The following is an 18,391-nucleotide window of genomic DNA, read 5'->3' on the forward strand; positions in this document are numbered from 1 at the left end:
TGTCCGAAAATTCGGTATGCGGGGATTTTTATGTCATGTAGTCTTATCATCAGTTTCTCAAACCAATCACCGGTAACTGCTTTTCCCGGATCAACTGATTGAGCTTAGGTAGTTCTTCTCGTTTAATTTTTTCGAACTTTTCAAACTCTTTTGAACACTGACGAGCCAATTCTCCAAAAACCTCAAAGGCTTGTCTACTTGGACGCATATTACCACTGGATACTACGTCAAACAAACCACTTATTTTATCATTCAAGCGAATGGGGAAATTTAATGGATCCTGACCGCTCTTTGATTTAGTCTGATACAAGGTTTCTTCAATGACAGTCAACTGTTTATTGATGGCATCGGCCTGATCCTTGAACTCTTGAGGTGTTTCCTTACCCCATCGGCTAGAGAGCTCATTGATCTGTGTACGTAGGGTTCTGATATCTTTTATATGACTTTGAACTTTGTTAAACAACTCTGTTGTATTTAGCAAGAAATCTCTTTGCTCCTCATAATCAGCATTCGTCATCTTATAAACAGGATCTGCAACAACATCAAACTCTACCCTAACAGAGTCTTTACCTACTTTTATCTTGGCGTAATATTTACCTGGTGCTGCTAGAATTGGACCAGGTGTACCATTCCATAAAATCATACCCTCTGCCCTATCAGCAGGTGGGTATAACAAATCCCAAACAAACTGATTCATACCTTGAGTGATCTCTATTTTATACCCAGGATCTTTTGCATCAGTGCTAAATGTTTTAATAGGTCCCGAATCCTTACCGTACACGGTAATGCTGGCTTTTGTTGAATCAGTAACATTTTTTGCATAAAAATTAATGACCGCACCTATGGGTGGATTGGTACCCATGTTTTGAGCAGTGCCACCCATCATACGCTCAAAGCGGCCACCGGCACGCTGCATACGCAAAGCAGGCTTTACTTCAAATACATAGAGTCTATTTTGTAAAATTTCTTGTTTAGCCTCCTGAAACAAAGTAAGATCATCCATGATCCATACTGAACGACCCTGGGTAGCCACGATCAAATCATTGTCCTTAATCGTTAAATCAGTAATGGGCACTACAGGCAGATTCAATTGGAAGGGCTTCCAAATGGCACCATCATCATAACTGATATACATACCATATTCTGTACCTGCATACAATAAACCCGGACGTTTTCTATCTGCACGCATGGCTCTGGTAAAATGCATTTTATCAATACCGGTCGTAATCAACTTCCAGGTCTTACCATAATCTTCCGTCTTGTAGATATATGGCGTGTAATCATCTACTTTATAACGGGTACCTACAAAATATGCTGCACCTTTTTTGAAAGGATCCACTTCTACACTATTCCACATCATCCACTTAGGTGCATCTTTAGGTGTAACATTCTCCCAATTCTTACCACCATCGCGGCTCACGCTTATAATACCATCATCGCTACCCGTCCACAACAAATCTTTCTCTACCCAGCTTTCTGTTGCAGTGAAAATGGTGCAATAGTATTCAACGGAAGTATTGTCCTTCGTAATCGGACCACCACTTGGACCTTGCTTAGTTTTATCATTTGTTGTTAAGTCGGGAGAGAGTGCAGTCCAGCTAGCACCTTCATTCTCTGTTGCAAACAACACATTCGCTGCGCAATACAGTTTCTTAGGATTGTGTGGCGAGAAGAAGATGGGGAAATTCCATTGGAAGCGATACTTCAACACATCTGCACCAGCACCCATCGGATTATCAGGCCAAACATTGATGGCACGGTTCTCTCCCGTTCTGTGATCCAAGCGAGATAAATAACCACCATAATTACCACCGTAGACAATTTCAGGATTCAATGGATCTGCAACCACATAACCACTTTCACTACCTGCTGTTACATCCCAATCGCGCTCAGTAATACCTGCTCCTGCTGTTCTATGACGAATACGCAATGTGCTGTTATCTTGCTGCGCTACGAGGATGCGATAAGGAAATGCGTTATCAGTTGACACACGATAGAGCTGCGCAGTAGGTTGGTTCATCATAGTGCTCCAGTTATTGGCACCATCAAAAGACACTTGTGCACCACCATCATCAGCCACAATCATACGGTTGCCATCTTCAGGATCGATCCACAAATCGTGGTGATCACCATGTGGTGTAGGCACACTCTGGAATGTTCTGCCACCATCGCGGCTACGCATAAAGCCTACGTTGGGGCAATACACCAAGTTCTCATTCTTAGGATCGACAAATACTTTGGTATAATACCATGCACGCTGACGAATATTGTTATCACTGCTGGCCAATGACCAAGACTCACCGGCATCATTGCTGTAATACAATCCGCCATTGGCATTTTCAACAATCGCATACAACTTATCAGGATTAGATGGCGCAACTGCAACGCCTACAATACCCCAAACACCTTTGGGTAAACCTTTCTTAGCCGAGATATTTGTCCAAGTATCACCACCATCAGTGCTCTTCCACAAACCGCTGCCTTCACCTCCACTTTCTAATGAATATGGTGTACGAATCACGCGCCACAATCCTGCATACAATACAGATGGATTTCCCGGCTCCATCACCAGATCACTCGCACCAGTTTGATTATTGACATAGAGTACACGCTTCCATGATTTACCACCATCTGTGGTTTTATAGACACCACGCTCTTCGTTAGGGCCAAACAAGTGACCTACAACAGCAGCCCATACCGTATTGGGATCGCGCGGATGAATCACCAAACGAATGATGTGGCGACCATCTTTCAAACCAATATTCTTCCAAGTGCGGCCTGCATCATCACTACGCCATACGCCACCAAGGCCTTCACTTACGTTACCACGCATGGTGTTTTCGCCTTCACCTACATACACGATATTATCATCGCTAGGGGCTACCGCAACAGCACCGATGGAGCTACCAAAATATTTGTCAGAAACATTCTTCCAGTTATTACCGCCGTCAGTTGTTTTCCAAACACCACCACCGGTACCACCAAAGTAAAAAGTGTTCTTACTCTTGTAAGCACCTGCAACAGCTGCACTTCTGCCACCTCGGAAGGGGCCTACCAAACGATACTTTTTCTTCGCAGTAATTTCTGATTCCGCATTCACCGTTACTTCAGGAACGGGTGCAGCGCCAGATGTGTTGACTCTCTTTTTTTGGGCAAATGTTGTTAAAGCTGTACAAGCAGCGAACAACAGCAATAGTTTTCTCATATGCGTTGAATTGGGCAAGTAATTTACAACTCAGCGCACGGAGAAAAAAATAGATTATACCAGTGGTGGCACTAACGAACCGATACTTGCAACGCCGATTTTGTCTTTAGCTGTGTAACCACTGTCAACATTCGGGTATCTGGATAATATACGGCATAGCCTTTCTGTAAGATTGTCTTCCTGCCTTTGGTATAGACTTGCAGCTTGTATGCTTGTCCGTTTACCATTACTGATTGCGGCTTCTTAGCCAGATCAGCTACATAGAGACGCAGATTACGTACTTCGGGCTGGCCTTTGAAATTTCCACCCGTTGAGGCAATACTGATTTTTGTACTTGCAGCCAATTGCTGGCCATTGAATTCAATGAGTTCAAAAGCGCCTTTTTCCCAACTCTTATTGGTTAATCCATCGTCGTCATACATGGTATAACTAGTTGCTTTTGCTGATGGGAAATAGACCACATTTAAGTCCTTTGTATGATAGTCTTCTAAATTCGTGAAACCCCAGACTGTTGGCACAAAACTGCCTTCTCTGGCAAATACAGCAAGCTCGTTTAGGGCAACTGAATCAGTAATCCAAGCACCACCTGTGTAGGATTTGTTGCGCATCCAATCATACCACTTGCCTTCGGGGAAATAAATCTGTTTGGTGACTGCTCCTTTTTCAATCACAGGTGCCACCAGTATAGCATCGCCCCACATAAATTGTTGCTCGGCCTTGTATGCATTACTGTCAGTTGGGTTACTATAGAACATCGGACGGATCAAAGGTTTTCCATTAACAGCCTGCTCGTATGCGAGGGTATAATTGTATGGCGTTAAATCGTAACGGAAACGAATTACGTTTCTGGCTGCTTTTTTATAAGGCTCGGGATAGAAAGTGGGCTCTGATGGAACAGATTTAGTGTTCGGAGGTGTAATGTCTTCCAATGCTGTACCATGCGGCCGAAACACAGGTGTAAATGCAGCAAACTGCAACCAACGCAAGTACAATTCAGGATCATCCTGATTCACCATCGCAAAGCCACCGGCATCTGAGTGGATATAGGGTACACCACTCAAACTCATACCCAACAGGATGGGCATTTGTGCTTTAAAGCCTTCCCAGGTTCGGGAGATATCACCTGTCCAAGGGAAAATACTGTAGCGCTGTGATCCTGCATAACCAGATCGATTCAAATGGAACAAACGTGTATCAGGAAAATGCTTCGCGTACTGTTCAAACAACATCTTATTCCAATAATGACCATACATATTGTGTACCTCATCAGCACCAAAAAGTCGGTTGAATCCAAGATCACGCAAATCATGCTGCACACCTGACGGATGTTTCTCCGGCTCGCCCAAATCTGTCCACCAGGCTTTGGCCCCATTGCCAATCTGCTTGGCATAATGCTGCCACATCCATTCCTGAGCGTCCTTACGGAAAACATCCAGTAAACCGCCATAGCCAAAATAAAAATCGGTGAGCATGAAAGGCTTACCGGAGCTGTCTTTTGCGAGATACGGCAATGCACTGTTGAAATTGCGTGTGTCTTTCAAAATGAAAGGCTCGGTGATTAGAATCGGATTGATTTTTTGTGCTGACAAATCAGTGAGCAAACGTTTAGGATCAGGCCAGGCTTTGCGATTCACCCAATCCAGATTACCCAATGTATGTTGAATGCTATCACCAAACCAGAACAAATCAAAGACCAATGCATCCATAGGGAATTTGTCTTTTTTCATACGTGCTACCACATCGCGCACTTGCGCATCACTTCTATAGCCAAACCTGCTCACGAAATTGCCAAAAGCCCATCTGGGCGGGATAGGTTGCGTACCTGTGAGTTGATGATATTGCTGTAAGATGGAAGGGTAGGTTTTACCAAGGATGACATAACAGTTTACTTCTCCTGACGATGCACCATACTCCAATACATCCGTATTGGTTTTTCCAATATCCAAATAACCGCGTGCAGGATTATCAAACAATACTGCATAGCCTTCTGAAGAAAGTATAAAAGGTACAGAGAAGTTGAGGTTCTCTGCACCAAAAGCGTATCCATACCAAGGATTGTTATTCAGATCTAAGCGATAGCCTCTTCGGTTTTGTGGAATAGCTCTCTCGCCTGCGCCAAATATGCGCTCTTCCTTACCTAATCGCAAACGCAAACCACGCTGCTGATTGGTATTGATCAATCCGCTTAATCTAAAAGCACCAATCGCAATATGATCTGCATTACGCACCACATCAGACATCCCGTATGGCTTGGGTGTAGCAATCACTGCATTGCTGATATTCTCCTGATGTGTGAGTCCGTGCAACTGCACACGTACATGATAAACAGATTCATTAAACTGATATACACGAACAACACCTTCGGGCAATTCCTGCGTTAAAACAAGTTTCTCCGTATTGACAGGTTGGGCAAAAACAGAAAAACAAGAGAAAATACTGCAAAGCAGTCCTAAACGAATCAACATATTGGTAATTTGGTGCTTTAAAATTACAACAATGGCTGCGGAGAAAAGCATACAGGGACAATTTGTAGACATCTGGAAAGAGCAGGTTTATCCTGCAAGTATTACCATTGCCGATGGTAAGATTCTTCGTGTTGAGGCTTTGTCGAGCTTAGCACCCGATGCGCCCTATATCATTCCCGGCTTTATCGACAGCCATGTGCATGTGGAAAGCAGTATGCTGGTACCCAGCGAATTTGCGCGTTTGGCAGTCGTGCATGGCACGGTAGGTACGGTAAGCGATCCACACGAGATTGCCAATGTCTGTGGTATGGAAGGTGTGCGCTTCATGATTAATAATGGTAAGCAAACCCCTTTCAAATTTTTCTTTGGCGCACCCAGTTGTGTACCGGCCACTGTATTTGAAACAGCAGGCGCCAGCTTGAATAGCACTGAAGTAGCTACGCTGTTAAATGAGCCGGATATTCTCTACCTGAGTGAGATGATGAATTTCCCCGGCGTACTCTTCAAAGACCCCGAAGTAATGGAAAAAATTGCTGCAGCACATGCAGCAGGAAAACCTGTGGACGGACATGCACCGGGCTTGCGCGGTGAACAGGCCAAACAATATATTGACGCAGGCATCTCTACCGATCATGAATGCTTTACCAAAGAAGAAGCTTTGGATAAACTGCAATACGGCATGAAGATCATCATCCGTGAAGGCAGTGCGGCCAAGAATTTTGAAGCATTGATTGATTTGCTGCATGAATATCCTGATCATATTCTTTTCTGTAGTGATGATAAACATCCGGATAGTTTGGCTGTATCACACATCAATGCACTTTGCGCACGCGCAGTTACGAAAGGAATTGATATATTCAAAGTATTGAAAGCAGCTTGCGTGAATCCGGTACTGCATTACAAATTACCAGTTGGCTTATTGCGGGAAGGCGATGCGGCAGATCTGGTATTGGTGAAAGATCTTCAATCATTTGAAGTGACTGCCACTTACATCAATGGCCAGTTGGTTGCTGAAAAGGGACAAAGCTTTATTCCCTCCGTTCCCGTTACGCCCATCAATCAGTTTGATTGCATGCCGATCACGGATGAAGACTTAGTATTACCTGCGGATCAATATCCGCAACAAGATGGATTGATACCGGTGATGGAAGCATTAGACGGACAGCTCATCACCAATAAGCTTTGGTTAGCATCAAAAGCGCAAGACGGCATATTATTAGCACAACCGGAAAAAGATATCCTTAAAATGGTGGTGGTGAACAGATACAAGCAAGCACCGGTGGCCAAATGCTTTATTAAAAACTTTGGTTTAACACAAGGCGCACTCGCATCTTCTGTAGCGCACGACAGCCATAATATTGTGGCTGTTGGCGTGGATGATGCGAGTCTGGCCAAAGCCATTAATGCAGTGATTGCAGCCAAAGGCGGCGTAAGCGCTGTTGATGCTACCCATACACATTGTGTAGCATTACCTGTTGCAGGATTGATGAGTGATGATGATGGCTATGCTATTGCTGCTGCTTATTCCAATATTGATGCATTTAGTAAAAATGCACTGGGCAGTACTTTACAATCGCCCTTCATGACATTAAGCTTTATGGCTTTATTGGTAATCCCACATTTAAAACTGAGTGATCTGGGTTTGTTTGATGGAGATAGCTTCAGTTTTCTGTAGAGCAGTAAGCTAAAGGCATAACAACCAGTTTTACCTTTTTGCTTTCCCCTGCCTACGCCGAGGCTTCGGCAGGCAGGCTTTTGAATTTTGCCTTTTCACTTACCTACGCTTCTTGCCCCATCCACACCGCACCGCCAATACTGCTGCGCGTTGCTCCGGTTACAGTATGCAGCACAGTATTTTCTTCGCGCCAGCGTAAGACTGCCAGTAAACCCATCACCAATGCTTCTTTGTAATTGATGAGTTTGACATCAGGCACCACCACTTCTATCTGCAACGGTGATAATGCTGCTTGAATTCTTTGAATGAGGAAATGATTATGTGCACCGCCACCTGTTGCCAATAATTGTGCTGGTTGATTACCCGCATGCAAACCTGCTATGCTATAACCTAATTGTAAAGCGATATGCTCCGTATACGTACGCAAAGCATCAGGTATGGACAATCCTGCTGATTGTATCAACGGAAAAACAATATCTGTTCCATAATCATTGGCCAAAGATTTGGGGAAGGGCTGCTGATAATAATCCAATGCATTCAGCTTTGTAAGTAATGCTGTATTCAATTGTCCGGATGCTGCAATTGTACCACCATCATCATACGCATGGCCCAATTGATTCACCAACATGTTCAATACGCGGTTGGCGGGACAAACATCAAAAGCCACATAATTTTCGCCCTGGCGGGAAATATTCGCGATACCGCCTAGGTTCAGCAGAAATGGATATTGCGCAAGTAATAATTTCTCACCCATGGGTACTATCGGCGCTCCTTGTCCGCCCAAAGCCACATCCATTGCGCGCAAATCACTCACCACATTGATACCGGTTACAGCAGCAATTGTGGCACCATCACCAATCTGACCTGTCATGCCCAAATGCGGTACATGAAAAGTGGTATGTCCGTGCGAGCCGATCAACTGCACTTTATGTTCCAACTGATGCGCTTGAATAAATTGATTGACCTGCTCACCAACATATCGGCCAAAATCAGTGTGCAAGAGCATATAATCATAAGCATTCAGGTGAATGGCTGCTTGTAATCGGTTCATCCACTGCTCACTATACGCATAACAATCAGCAGCAAGAATATTGTACTGCCATTTGCCGCCATATTCTTCATATTCAGCGAATACGATGTCTAATCCGTCTAAACTGCTGCCACTCATGAGTCCGATAGCCCTGTAGAACATAAATTTCTGATTGCAGGTAAGAGATTTTAGCTTTGCCCTCCAAAGCTAACTGAATCCACCCATTCATCATGATCATCAACCTGAGTGAACAGCACAGCCTGGTTAGCAACTGGGTAGCTGAATTGAGAGACATCGACGTGCAGAAAGACAGAATGCGTTTTCGCCGCAATCTGGAACGCATTGGCGAGATTGCTGCGTATGAGATCAGCAAACTGCTGCCCAATCAGGTAAAAGAAACCCAGACGCCTTTGGGTATTCATGAAAGCAAGGTATTGGCTGAACAACCCATTCTGGCAACGATTCTACGTGCAGGTTTGCCATTGCATCAGGGCATGTTGAATTATCTGGACAAAGCAGACAATGCATTCATTTCTGCTTATAGAAAACACCATCGAGACGGTTCTTTTGAAATTAGCTTAGAATACATGAGCTGTCCGTCTTTAGAGAATCGTATCGTCATCATTAGTGATCCTATGTTGGCAACTGGTGCTTCTTTGGTGAAGACAGTACAATACATGCAGGAAGAAGGCACACCTAAAGAAATTCATCTGGTATGTGCTATTGCGGCTACCAGCGGACTGGAATATGTACAACGCGAACTGGGTACAGGCATCCGCATCTGGTGTGGTGATATTGATGAGGAACTGACAGCAAAGGGCTATATCGTACCAGGTTTGGGTGATGCTGGTGATCTGGCTTTTGGCACCAAGAACCAATCATAAGCCGTTTTTAACAGTCATTCATCCCCTTTTTTCAGGCAGGAGGCAACGAAAACGGTATATTTATCGTCCTCCTCTTATGTGGATATTGCGAAATAGGCTGATCGCGACAATACTGCTGCTGCACTGCTGTTACTTTCTGACAGCACAGGATCCGCATTTCTCACAGTTCTTCGCTTCTCCACTCACATTAAATCCTGCTTTTACAGGTAAGTTTCATGGCACTTATCGCATTGCCCTCAACAACAGAGATCAATGGCCCACCATTAATCAAGCTTTCCGCACATCAACCCTTGCTGCTGATTTCAAACCTTTGGGAGAGGATAGAAACAATATCTGGGGTGTTGGCGTGATGGGTTTGGCAGATCAAAGCGCAGCCGGCGCATTGAAGTTTAACTATGTGTCATTATCAACAGCGTATCACATCACTTTGGACGATAACGGATATCATCAACTTGGTTTGGGTTTTCAAGGCACTTTTGCCAACATGATCTTGAATACCGCTTTACTGAGTTTCGAAGATCAATTAACTGTTGATGGCTTTACTGGTGTTAGTGGAGAAACATTCAATAATGCCACCCTGAAATCAAGATACTTTGATTTAAATAGCGGTATACTCTACACAGGCAGCACCAATGGTAGCAATTTCTTTTATGCGGGTGTAAGCATGTATCATGTAAACCGACCTAAACAAAGTTTTACAGGTGTTGCTACAGAATTAAAGCCCAGAACAACCGTACAAGCAGGTGGATTTTTCCCATTTAGCGATCATGCGAGTTTGCACTTAAGTGCATTACAAAGTTTTCAGGCAGGTGTACGCGAAACTGTTGCTGGTGGTGCTGTGCAGCTCATTGCAAATCCACTGGATGAAAAGCCAACCAGTTTGTATGTAGGTGCATGGACAAGATTCAAAGATGCATTGATACCTTATCTCGGTGTTGAATTTGGCGATTTGCGTTTGGGTGCCAGTTATGATGTAAATACTTCTGCACTCCGAACAGCTTCCAGTGGTGCAGGTGGTATTGAAATATCACTCATTTATACTAGAAGACCTTCTACAGACAGGCCAGTGCTTTGTCCTAAATTTTAACTGTTTTTTTCCCACTTACAGCGGGATGCCCTGCAACAATAAACCGATACGGTAGTAACGCATCAGCACCGGCATAATCAACACCTATGCGTGGTGTTGCAATGACTTGTTTTCTGGGTATCCGATGTCCATCATCAGCGATAAATAAATTATCTGTTTGTAATGAAGTGCCGGTGAGTGTGGTGGTAATGCCCAATGCTTTACTCAGATTACCCGGCCCCTTACCGAAACGATGCTCCATCTTAATAGCTTGATAACGATGCTGCACAACAGATTCGCCCAATACAATTTCGCCAGCCCTGATCAATACGGCATGAGGTATATCCTCTTGATTGGTAACAACATTGAAGAGATGGTGCATTCCATAACAGAGATACACATAAGCTTGCCCGCCCTTTCCAAACATCACTTCTGTTCTGGTGGTTCTTCTATTATTGTAAGCGTGAGAAGCCTTATCTACAGCGCCTGCATATGCTTCTGTTTCAATAATTCGCGCAGCAACCAACTGCCCCTCTTGTACAGAAACTAACAGCTTACCTATTAAGTCTTGCGCAATCTGTAACACATTTTTGCGCAGGTAAAAAGCTTCCGGCAATTTTTGCTGAAAAAGGGCGTTTTCATCCATACAGCCAAGGTAATATGAAAGCTTTAACTTCGTCAAAAATCCCCCATTGTTCAAAGAGATACTGATAGCATTACAAGCTTATGGCAAAGCACATCAATTCATCAAGCAGCACAAACTGCTGAAATGGATTCTGATTCCCGGCTTGCTCTACCTGATCTTGTTCATGATCAGTATGTACTACTTTGGCAAGACATCCAATTTGTTTATCGAATGGCTGAGCCTGAAAACAGGTTTAAAAGCTTGGCTGGACGGCATGAATGATGGTTTTCTTGGCTTTCTCTTCACTATTGGTGGTTTCTTTTTGTGGATCATTCAAATGCTGTTTTACTTCTCGCTGTTCAAATATGTTTGGTTGATTCTTGGCTCACCTGTATTTGCTTACCTCAGCGAGAAAACTGCAGCCATTATAGAAGGCAAAGATTATCCCTTCAGTTTTCAACAACTTGGGAAAGACATCATCCGAGGTATCAAATTGGCCTTGCGTAATTCACTCTGGCAAACAGTATACGCTTTGTCTATCTTGTTTTTAAGTGTAATTCCTGTGATTGGTTGGATGACACCCATTCTTGCCATTTTAGTGGAATGTTATTACTATGGCTTCTCTATGCTGGATTACAGTATGGAAAGACACAAGAAGTCAGCAGCAGAAAGTATTTACTATATCGGCCAGCATAAAGGCCTCGCGATTGGCAATGGCTTGGTTTTCTATATCATGCACATGGTGCCTTTTATTGGCTGGGTCTTTGCACCTGCTTATGCTGTAGTAGCAGCAACTTTGAGTATCTATCCGCTGAAACAAAGCACCAATGAATAAGGCAGGTCAAGTTGTATTGATTCCTACTTTTCTGGATGAAGCGCATCTGGAACCGATTCCCGCATACGTAACCGCAGCAGTCAAAACTTGCACGGTCTTTTTTGTAGAGAATGAGAAATCAGCCAGAAGATACCTGAAGCAATTATGGCGTGAGATGGTGATTGATGATTACAAGTGGTATGCCATACACAAAGCAGAAGACCAAATGAAGCAAGCATTGCTGCAACATTTGCGCAACGGAGATACCATCGGCATTATCAGCGAAGCAGGATGCCCGGGCATTGCTGATCCCGGACAAATACTCATAGCCGCTGCACAAGAAAATGGCTTTGCGGTAAAACCTTTGACTGGTCCCAGTTCTATTCTATTGGCTTTAATGGCCAGTGGCATGAATGGACAACGATTTCAGTTTCATGGCTATTTACCTATTGATGCCATCGAAAGAAAAAAAGTATTGAAAGAGCTGGAAGCAGATTCACGCAAAAGAAACTGCACACAGATTTTTATTGAAACACCTTATCGCAACAATCAATTGATTGCTGATGTGCTACAGGCTTGTCAGCCCAACACCTTGTTCTGCATTGCAGTTGATATTACTGGTGATGCAGAATCTATTCGCACACAACCCATCAAAGCATGGGCACAAAAAAAGCCGGACATCCATAAATGTCCGGCCATATTCTTGCTACAAGGGTAATTATTTCGGGCTGATAATCGTTTCTCCAACTGTTCCTCTAATCGCATACACACTGTCTACAATATAGCTCTGCGCACCACGCCAAGGCAAAGCGCCCAGATAACGTTTGTAATGCAGCTCCATTTCCCTACCAGCATTCTCCATCAGAATCCTGGCAACACGTTCTTTGGTTACACTGAACTCAAATTCATTACTCTGTACATTGGCTTTAAAACCACTTTGGATAATCTTACCCTCGTATGTTTTAAATAAAAATCCTTTTTTCTGGAAAGTATTCAGCGCACCCGCTTTGGTACCTTCTGAGTACACAAAAAAGAATTTCCAGTATACAACAATACCGAGTATGATTAATAAGATACCGAGAAACCAACTGAAGATTTTTCCTTTTTTCATCAGAGACCGTATTTATCTACAAGATAAATTAATGCTGCCATATTCAGCGCACCCAAGTGTAATTCGCGCTTGTTCACATTTTCGAACACGTCATTGTGGGTGTGGTGTACATCAAAATAGCGCTGACTATCGGGCTGAAGACCAGCGAGTACAGTACCCAAGCTTCTGAGTGGACCAATATCCGCACCGCCGCCACCAGCTTCCAGATCACCAATACCGTATGGCTTCAACAAGGGTAACCAAGCTTTGATTTTTGCCAATTGCTCTGGTGAAGCAGTAAAGCCAAAACCCCTTGGTGTAAAACCACCTGCATCGCTTTCCAAAGCAAACAAATGCTTCTCACCTTTCGCCTTCGCTTCTTCTGCGTATTTCTGTCCGCCCCTTAAACCATTCTCCTCATTTGCAAACAAAACAAAGCGAATGCTATAGCGAGGTTGATAACCCAACTGCTTGAATGCGCGCAGAATTTCCATAGTCTGCACAATACCTGCACCGTCATCATGGGCACCTTCACCTACATCCCAGCTGTCTAAGTGACCACCGATGGTGATATAAGTGTCTGGAAATTGACTACCGCGTAATTCAGCAATCACGTTATGGTTAATCGTATCAGGATTGAATTTTCCACTAGTCGTTAAAGACACGGTAACATCCGTATGTCTTGTCATATCCCACAAAAAATCTGCATCGCGCAGACCAATAGCTGCAGCCGGAATCTTAGGCAGCGAATCATTATATGCCATGCTACCTGTGTGCGCAAAATTATCTGTGCCACCACCGAGTGAACGAATCAAAGTACCTACCGCACCATATTTAGCAGCCCTGCTGGCGCCATTTCTGCGGTACTGACCCATTTCGCCATAAGCACGGAAAGTTTGTACATGACGCTGATCGAATGCAGCATTGTAATAGACAATCTTACCTTTTACTTCATCCTTTCTTTTCTCCAACTCATTGAAATCCTGTACAGCCAACACTTTGGCAACAACAGGTTTACCGCTGCCCAAAGAATTACCCAGTCCAAGCGCATTGAGTTTACGCTTTTGCTTGCGTCCATCCATCTCAGCGATAAACACTTCTTCGCCACCTCGCTTCCAGTTAGGCACCAGACATTCCTGCAACCAAGCTTTATCTGCACCCATTTTCTCCATTTCAGTTTTGCCCCAAACAGCAGCTTTGTTGTACTGAGGCGAGCCTGATAGACGATGACCAATATTCTTGGTTAAATCGCGCAGTAAATCATGTGCTTTACCATTCACCAGCACTTCATCTGCCAGTTTGCGGATGAATGCTGCATCTTCTTCTGTTTGAGCTGCTACACAAAATGGCAGTGCAGCCAGCAAAAAGAGTAATTTTTTCATGTGGCTAAAGATAAATGAAGAATTGGTCAAATTTTTGACGCTTTGACCATCGGTAATAACCATTTGAATTATTAGTTGTTATTTAGATACGCAAAACAACTTCATGAAAATAGGCATTGTGTGCTATCCCACCTATGGCGGTAGCGGTGTATTGGCAACGGAATTAGGTAAGGCGCTGGCCGATAAGGGCCATCAGGTACATTTTATCACCTACCAACAGCCGGTGAGACTAAATGAGTTCAATACCAATATCTTTTACCATGAAGTAAGGGTAAACTCTTATCCATTATTTGATTATCCCCCTTATGAGTTGGCATTGGCCAGTATGATGGTGGATGTGATCATCAACCACGATCTGGATCTCTTACACGTGCATTATGCCATTCCGCACGCATCAGCAGCTTATTTAGCCAAACAAATCGTGAAACAGAAGAAAGGTAGAGATGTACCTGTGATTACCACTTTACATGGAACAGATATCACGCTTGTAGGTAAGGACAAAACTTATGAGCCTGTGGTTACTTTTTCTATCAATGAAAGTGATGCCATCACGGCTGTATCACAAAATCTGAAAGAAGAAACCTATAAATATTTTCAGATCACCAAGGACATTGAAGTGATCTACAATTTTGTGGACCTTACCCGCTTTAGTAAAAAGCCAATCGATGCTTTTCGTCAGGTAATAGCACCCAAGGGTGAAAAAATTCTGATGCATGCATCTAATTTCAGAAAAGTGAAGCGCGTGGGCGATGTGTTGAAAGTCTTTGCAGCGGTTCGTTTACGTATGCCTGCTAAATTATTGATGGTGGGCGACGGACCAGAACGTTTTGCGATGGAAGAATTGGCCCGTGAATTACACATTGATGAGGATGTGCGCTTTGTAGGTAAGCAAGAACAGATGGAGGATATTCTTGCTGTAAGTGATGTCTTCTTATTGCCTTCTGAATATGAAAGTTTTGGTTTAGCAGCATTGGAAGCAATGGCTGCGCGATCAGTCGTGATTAGCACAAACGCTGGTGGATTGAGTGAAATCAATATTCAAGGTGAAACAGGCTTTATGGCTGATGTAGGCGATGTGGCAGCCATGAGTGAATATGCAATTGGTTTATTGAGTGATGATGCCAAACTGGAAGCCATGAAAGAAAAAGCTTACGAACAAGCCAAGCGTTTCGATATTCACAATATCATTCCTGTGTACGAAAAACTCTATAGTCGGTTCTGCAGATTAGAGTGCGAAGCTTAAGCGTTCAATACTTCCAATAGTTTTTTGGTAATTGTTTGTATCTCTTCGCTGGTGATGCAGAGCGGTGGTGCAATACGCATGCAATTCGGTGCGAATAAAAACCAGTCTGTAATTAAGCCGTGTTTTACCGCACGATGAATGATGGATTGTGCAGTTGCATCGTCTGCAAACTCCACAGCCATCCAAGCACCAAAAAGATGCACACGCTGCACCAAAGGATGTTGCAATAATGCTTCTCCAAGCTCAGTTACTAAATTCGGTGCAGTCGCCATCCAATCGCTAGCTAATAAGACTTCAAAAGCCGCTTTACCGGCAGCACAAGAAACTGGGTGACCGCCAAACGTAGTGATATGTCCCAGCACGGGATCATGTGTGAGCGTGGATAACAATCGTTGATCTGCAATAAAAGCACCCAGCGGCATACCTCCACCTAATGCTTTTCCTAACAACAAGATATCAGGTACAATACCAAAATGTTCAAAAGCCCAGAGCTTACCTGTTCTACCAAAGCCAGATTGAATTTCATCCAGTATCAATAACACACAGTGCTCATCACATTTTTTCCTGACTGATTGTATCCATGCTGCATCAGGTGCGTTCACACCGGCCTCTGCCTGCACGGTTTCCATAATCACACAAGCAACCGTATGATCAATTGCCTCCAATGCTTCCGCACTACCATAGTTCAGATGTAACACATCCGGCAATAGAGGCCTGAATGCATTGCGCCAGTATTCACCACCCATCACACTCAACGCACCCTGGGTACTACCATGATAACTATTGTTGAAACTAATGATGCGTGTTCTGCCTGTTACACGTTTGGCCAGCTTCATCGCTCCTTCTGTTGCCTCAGTGCCACTGTTGGTGAAATAGACACAGTTAAGTGACGCAGGTAAATGCTCCGTTAACAACTTCGCATAAGCTACTTGTGGCTGTTGAATAAACTCACCATACACAATGAGGTGCATGTATTCAGCAGCCTGTGTTTGCACAGCTTTCACAACAGCAGGATGAGAATGACCAATGTTCGCAACGCTAAAACCTGCAATCAAATCGATATACTGTTGTCCATCCGCTCCATACAAATAGACACCCTCCGCCTTCACCATCTCAATACCGATTGGTGCTTGTGAAGTTTGCGCCACATGCCTGAGAAAAAGTTCCTTATGAGAAATTGCTGCCATTTGTATCAATTCTTCTGTCAAACTGCGACATTTGAACAGAAATTCGAAGTTATGGCACTAATCCTTCCTGTAGAAAACAAACATCCACAATTCGGGCAGGACTGTTTTGTTGCGCCGAATGCTACAATTGTAGGTGATGTAACCATGGGTGATCAATGCAGCGTTTGGTTCAATGCAGTGGTGCGGGGAGATGTACACTATATCCGCATGGGTAATAAAGTGAATGTACAGGACGGCGCGGTCATTCATTGTACTTACCAGAAACATCCCACCAATATCGGCAACCATGTGTCCATTGGCCACAATGCCATCGTACATGGCTGCACCATTCATGATCATGTGTTGATTGGCATGGGCGCTATTGTAATGGACCGCTGCGAAGTGCATAGCAATTCTATCATCGCTGCAGGTGCAGTTGTATTAGAAGGCACTATCGTTGAAGCCGGAACCATTTACGCAGGTGTGCCCGCTAAAAAGGTAAAGAATATTCCACCGGAACTCATCAGCGGAGAAATAGAACGTATTGCCAATAACTATACCCACTATGCATCCTGGTTTGATGCACACAACCAAGCACCAACATCCAACTTATGAAAAAACAACTCTTTCTGCTCGTTTTCATCAGCTGCATGCTGAGCTCCTGCGGATTATACTATCGCGTTTTCGGGTCAAGAGAGCCTAAAAAGGGTTGTCCAACCAATGGCAAAAACATTGGCGCAGAAAAGCTTGCCGCAGGCGATCCTCAGGCCATGAAAGCAGCACGAAAAGCCAAGAAGTTTAAAGTGTAATTAGTACTGATTCTCTTCAATAGAATCGTATAAACCAAGATAACTGATATACCTGTTCTCATGAATTAGCCCTTCAGCAACGGCATTTTTTACAGCACATCCTGGCTCATTGATGTGTGAGCAATTGTTGAACTGACAATCATTGATATACTGCCGCATTTCCGGATAATAATGCGATAGCTCCTGCTTACTGATATCCACCAAACCCAACTCGCGAATACCGGGCGTATCAATAATACTGCCGCCTCCGGGTATATCAAACATTTCAGCAAAAGTGGTGGTATGCATCCCCTTTCCACTCCAGCCACTCACTTCCTGCGTACGCAAACCCATTTCAGGAAATACTGCATTGATAAAGCTGGATTTACCTACGCCACTATGTCCACTTAAGAGCGTCGTCTTATGCTGTAACAAACTACGCACTTCATCCATACCCATGCTTTCCAGTACACTGGTAAGCAGAACGGTATAGCCAATAGCAGTGTACATCTCCTTCCATTCTTCAAACAAAGCCAATTCTTTTTTGCGGTAGATATCTGCTTTGTTGACGATGAGGATAGCCGGTATATGATAGGCTTCACAAGAGATTAAGAATCGATCTACAAAACCCTGTGAAGTGCGTGGTTCTTTCAAGGTAATAAAAAGCAAACTCTGATCCAGATTGGAAGCAATAATATGGTGCTGCCAGCGGGTATGTGGAGAAGCGCGGATCACATAGTTTTTACGATCATGAATCTCAGTGATGACAGCCGATTGCTCCGTCTCCAGCTCCTCCTCAATTTCCACTTCATCGCCTACAGCAATGGGGTTGGTAGAGGAGATATCTTCTGTCTTGAAAACACCCTTCAGGCGTGCATTATAGCGGCTACCGGCATCACTTTTTACCTGATACCAGCTACCTGTTGATTTATACACCCGTGCACGCATGCAGCGAAGA

Annotated in this window: 16 protein-coding genes; 8 read left to right on the top strand and 8 right to left on the bottom strand. The window is 43.9% G+C overall.

Annotated features, from left to right (window positions below; genetic code table 11):
- Positions 1 to 49 precede the first annotated feature (49 nt).
- Positions 50 to 3,205, bottom strand: coding sequence for a hypothetical protein (locus tag J0L83_07615; GenBank protein ID MBN8664421.1), 3,156 nt, complete (start codon positions 3,203 to 3,205; stop codon positions 50 to 52).
- A gap of 71 nt (positions 3,206 to 3,276) precedes the next feature.
- Positions 3,277 to 5,721, bottom strand: a complete 2,445-nt coding sequence (locus J0L83_07620) for a glycoside hydrolase family 31 protein (protein MBN8664422.1) — start codon at positions 5,719 to 5,721, stop codon at positions 3,277 to 3,279.
- Here J0L83_07620 and ade point away from each other — a divergent pair.
- The gene (gene ade, locus J0L83_07625; protein ID MBN8664423.1) at positions 5,702 to 7,345 is read left to right on the top strand and encodes an adenine deaminase; all 1,644 of its coding nucleotides are present in this window, start codon (positions 5,702 to 5,704) and stop codon (positions 7,343 to 7,345) included. The two genes, J0L83_07620 and ade, sit on opposite strands and share 20 nt — an antisense overlap.
- 103 nt (positions 7,346 to 7,448) lie before the next feature.
- Here ade and J0L83_07630 read toward each other — a convergent pair whose 3' ends face one another.
- Positions 7,449 to 8,537 (bottom strand): anhydro-N-acetylmuramic acid kinase, encoded by a 1,089-nt coding sequence (locus tag J0L83_07630; protein ID MBN8664424.1) that lies wholly within the window; start codon positions 8,535 to 8,537, stop codon positions 7,449 to 7,451.
- Between the two features lie 68 nt (positions 8,538 to 8,605).
- Between J0L83_07630 and upp the strand changes: the two genes are divergently transcribed.
- Both upp and J0L83_07640 read left to right on the top strand, forming a co-directional pair.
- On the top strand, positions 8,606 to 9,259 hold the full coding sequence (gene upp, locus J0L83_07635; protein MBN8664425.1) for a uracil phosphoribosyltransferase: 654 nt from the start codon (positions 8,606 to 8,608) through the stop codon (positions 9,257 to 9,259).
- A 76-nt stretch (positions 9,260 to 9,335) separates the two neighbouring features.
- A complete protein-coding gene (locus tag J0L83_07640; GenBank protein MBN8664426.1) occupies positions 9,336 to 10,346 on the top strand; it encodes a PorP/SprF family type IX secretion system membrane protein in 1,011 nt (336 codons plus the stop codon).
- On the opposite strand, the gene J0L83_07645 is transcribed toward J0L83_07640, so the two are convergent.
- A complete protein-coding gene (locus J0L83_07645) occupies positions 10,336 to 10,971 on the bottom strand; it encodes a DNA-3-methyladenine glycosylase (GenBank protein MBN8664427.1) in 636 nt (211 codons plus the stop codon). The genes J0L83_07640 and J0L83_07645 overlap by 11 nt on opposite strands.
- Positions 10,972 to 11,017: 46 nt before the next feature.
- Here J0L83_07645 and J0L83_07650 point away from each other — a divergent pair, with 46 nt between their 5' ends.
- Together J0L83_07650 and J0L83_07655 are read left to right on the top strand one after the other, a co-directional pair.
- Positions 11,018 to 11,785, top strand: a complete 768-nt coding sequence (locus tag J0L83_07650) for an EI24 domain-containing protein (protein ID MBN8664428.1) — start codon at positions 11,018 to 11,020, stop codon at positions 11,783 to 11,785.
- Positions 11,778 to 12,482: an SAM-dependent methyltransferase gene (locus J0L83_07655; GenBank protein ID MBN8664429.1), complete on the top strand. Its 705-nt coding sequence runs from the start codon at positions 11,778 to 11,780 to the stop codon at positions 12,480 to 12,482. Before J0L83_07650 ends, J0L83_07655 begins: the two co-directional genes overlap by 8 nt.
- Here the strand turns inward: J0L83_07655 and J0L83_07660 are convergent, their stop codons facing one another.
- Together J0L83_07660 and J0L83_07665 are read right to left on the bottom strand one after the other, a co-directional pair.
- Entirely contained in the window at positions 12,483 to 12,875 is a 393-nt protein-coding gene (locus J0L83_07660) for a hypothetical protein (GenBank protein ID MBN8664430.1), read from the bottom strand.
- A complete protein-coding gene (locus J0L83_07665) occupies positions 12,875 to 14,236 on the bottom strand; it encodes a M20/M25/M40 family metallo-hydrolase (GenBank protein MBN8664431.1) in 1,362 nt (453 codons plus the stop codon). Before J0L83_07665 ends, J0L83_07660 begins: the two co-directional genes overlap by 1 nt.
- Before the next feature lie 103 nt (positions 14,237 to 14,339).
- Here J0L83_07665 and bshA point away from each other — a divergent pair, with 103 nt between their 5' ends.
- Complete coding sequence (bshA, locus tag J0L83_07670) at positions 14,340 to 15,479, top strand: N-acetyl-alpha-D-glucosaminyl L-malate synthase BshA (GenBank protein MBN8664432.1); 1,140 nt, start codon at positions 14,340 to 14,342, stop codon at positions 15,477 to 15,479.
- Here bshA and J0L83_07675 read toward each other — a convergent pair.
- Complete coding sequence (locus J0L83_07675) at positions 15,476 to 16,657, bottom strand: aspartate aminotransferase family protein (GenBank protein MBN8664433.1); 1,182 nt, start codon at positions 16,655 to 16,657, stop codon at positions 15,476 to 15,478. The two genes, bshA and J0L83_07675, sit on opposite strands and share 4 nt — an antisense overlap.
- Before the next feature lie 60 nt (positions 16,658 to 16,717).
- Between J0L83_07675 and J0L83_07680 the strand changes: the two genes are divergently transcribed.
- Positions 16,718 to 17,260, top strand: coding sequence for a gamma carbonic anhydrase family protein (locus J0L83_07680; protein ID MBN8664434.1), 543 nt, complete (start codon positions 16,718 to 16,720; stop codon positions 17,258 to 17,260).
- Positions 17,257 to 17,454 carry a hypothetical protein gene (locus J0L83_07685; protein MBN8664435.1) on the top strand — a complete coding sequence of 66 codons (198 nt, stop codon included), beginning with the start codon at positions 17,257 to 17,259 and terminating at the stop codon, positions 17,452 to 17,454. The genes J0L83_07680 and J0L83_07685 overlap by 4 nt, the downstream gene beginning before the upstream one ends.
- On the opposite strand, the gene rsgA is transcribed toward J0L83_07685, so the two are convergent.
- Positions 17,455 to 18,381, bottom strand: coding sequence for a ribosome small subunit-dependent GTPase A (gene rsgA, locus J0L83_07690; GenBank protein ID MBN8664436.1), 927 nt, complete (start codon positions 18,379 to 18,381; stop codon positions 17,455 to 17,457). It abuts the gene before it with no gap.
- Positions 18,382 to 18,391 lie beyond the last annotated feature (10 nt).

The organism is Chitinophagales bacterium, from assembly GCA_017303835.1.
Taxonomy (GTDB): domain Bacteria; phylum Bacteroidota; class Bacteroidia; order Chitinophagales; family Chitinophagaceae; genus JAFLBI01.

What these genes read in the sequence shown, in the direction of transcription:
- J0L83_07615 (MBN8664421.1), bottom strand. Translation starts at nt 3,205, where the DNA reads ATGAGAAAACTATTGCTGTTGTTCGCTGCTTGTACAGCTTTAACAACA.
- ade (MBN8664423.1), top strand. Translation starts at nt 5,702, where the DNA reads ATGGCTGCGGAGAAAAGCATACAGGGACAATTTGTAGACATCTGGAAA.
- J0L83_07620 (MBN8664422.1), bottom strand. Translation starts at nt 5,721, where the DNA reads ATGCTTTTCTCCGCAGCCATTGTTGTAATTTTAAAGCACCAAATTACC.
- J0L83_07630 (MBN8664424.1), bottom strand. Translation starts at nt 8,537, where the DNA reads ATGTTCTACAGGGCTATCGGACTCATGAGTGGCAGCAGTTTAGACGGA.
- upp (MBN8664425.1), top strand. Translation starts at nt 8,606, where the DNA reads ATGATCATCAACCTGAGTGAACAGCACAGCCTGGTTAGCAACTGGGTA.
- J0L83_07640 (MBN8664426.1), top strand. Translation starts at nt 9,336, where the DNA reads ATGTGGATATTGCGAAATAGGCTGATCGCGACAATACTGCTGCTGCAC.
- J0L83_07645 (MBN8664427.1), bottom strand. Translation starts at nt 10,971, where the DNA reads ATGGATGAAAACGCCCTTTTTCAGCAAAAATTGCCGGAAGCTTTTTAC.
- J0L83_07655 (MBN8664429.1), top strand. Translation starts at nt 11,778, where the DNA reads ATGAATAAGGCAGGTCAAGTTGTATTGATTCCTACTTTTCTGGATGAA.
- J0L83_07660 (MBN8664430.1), bottom strand. Translation starts at nt 12,875, where the DNA reads ATGAAAAAAGGAAAAATCTTCAGTTGGTTTCTCGGTATCTTATTAATC.
- J0L83_07665 (MBN8664431.1), bottom strand. Translation starts at nt 14,236, where the DNA reads ATGAAAAAATTACTCTTTTTGCTGGCTGCACTGCCATTTTGTGTAGCA.
- bshA (MBN8664432.1), top strand. Translation starts at nt 14,340, where the DNA reads ATGAAAATAGGCATTGTGTGCTATCCCACCTATGGCGGTAGCGGTGTA.
- J0L83_07680 (MBN8664434.1), top strand. Translation starts at nt 16,718, where the DNA reads ATGGCACTAATCCTTCCTGTAGAAAACAAACATCCACAATTCGGGCAG.
- J0L83_07685 (MBN8664435.1), top strand. Translation starts at nt 17,257, where the DNA reads ATGAAAAAACAACTCTTTCTGCTCGTTTTCATCAGCTGCATGCTGAGC.
- rsgA (MBN8664436.1), bottom strand. Translation starts at nt 18,381, where the DNA reads ATGCGTGCACGGGTGTATAAATCAACAGGTAGCTGGTATCAGGTAAAA.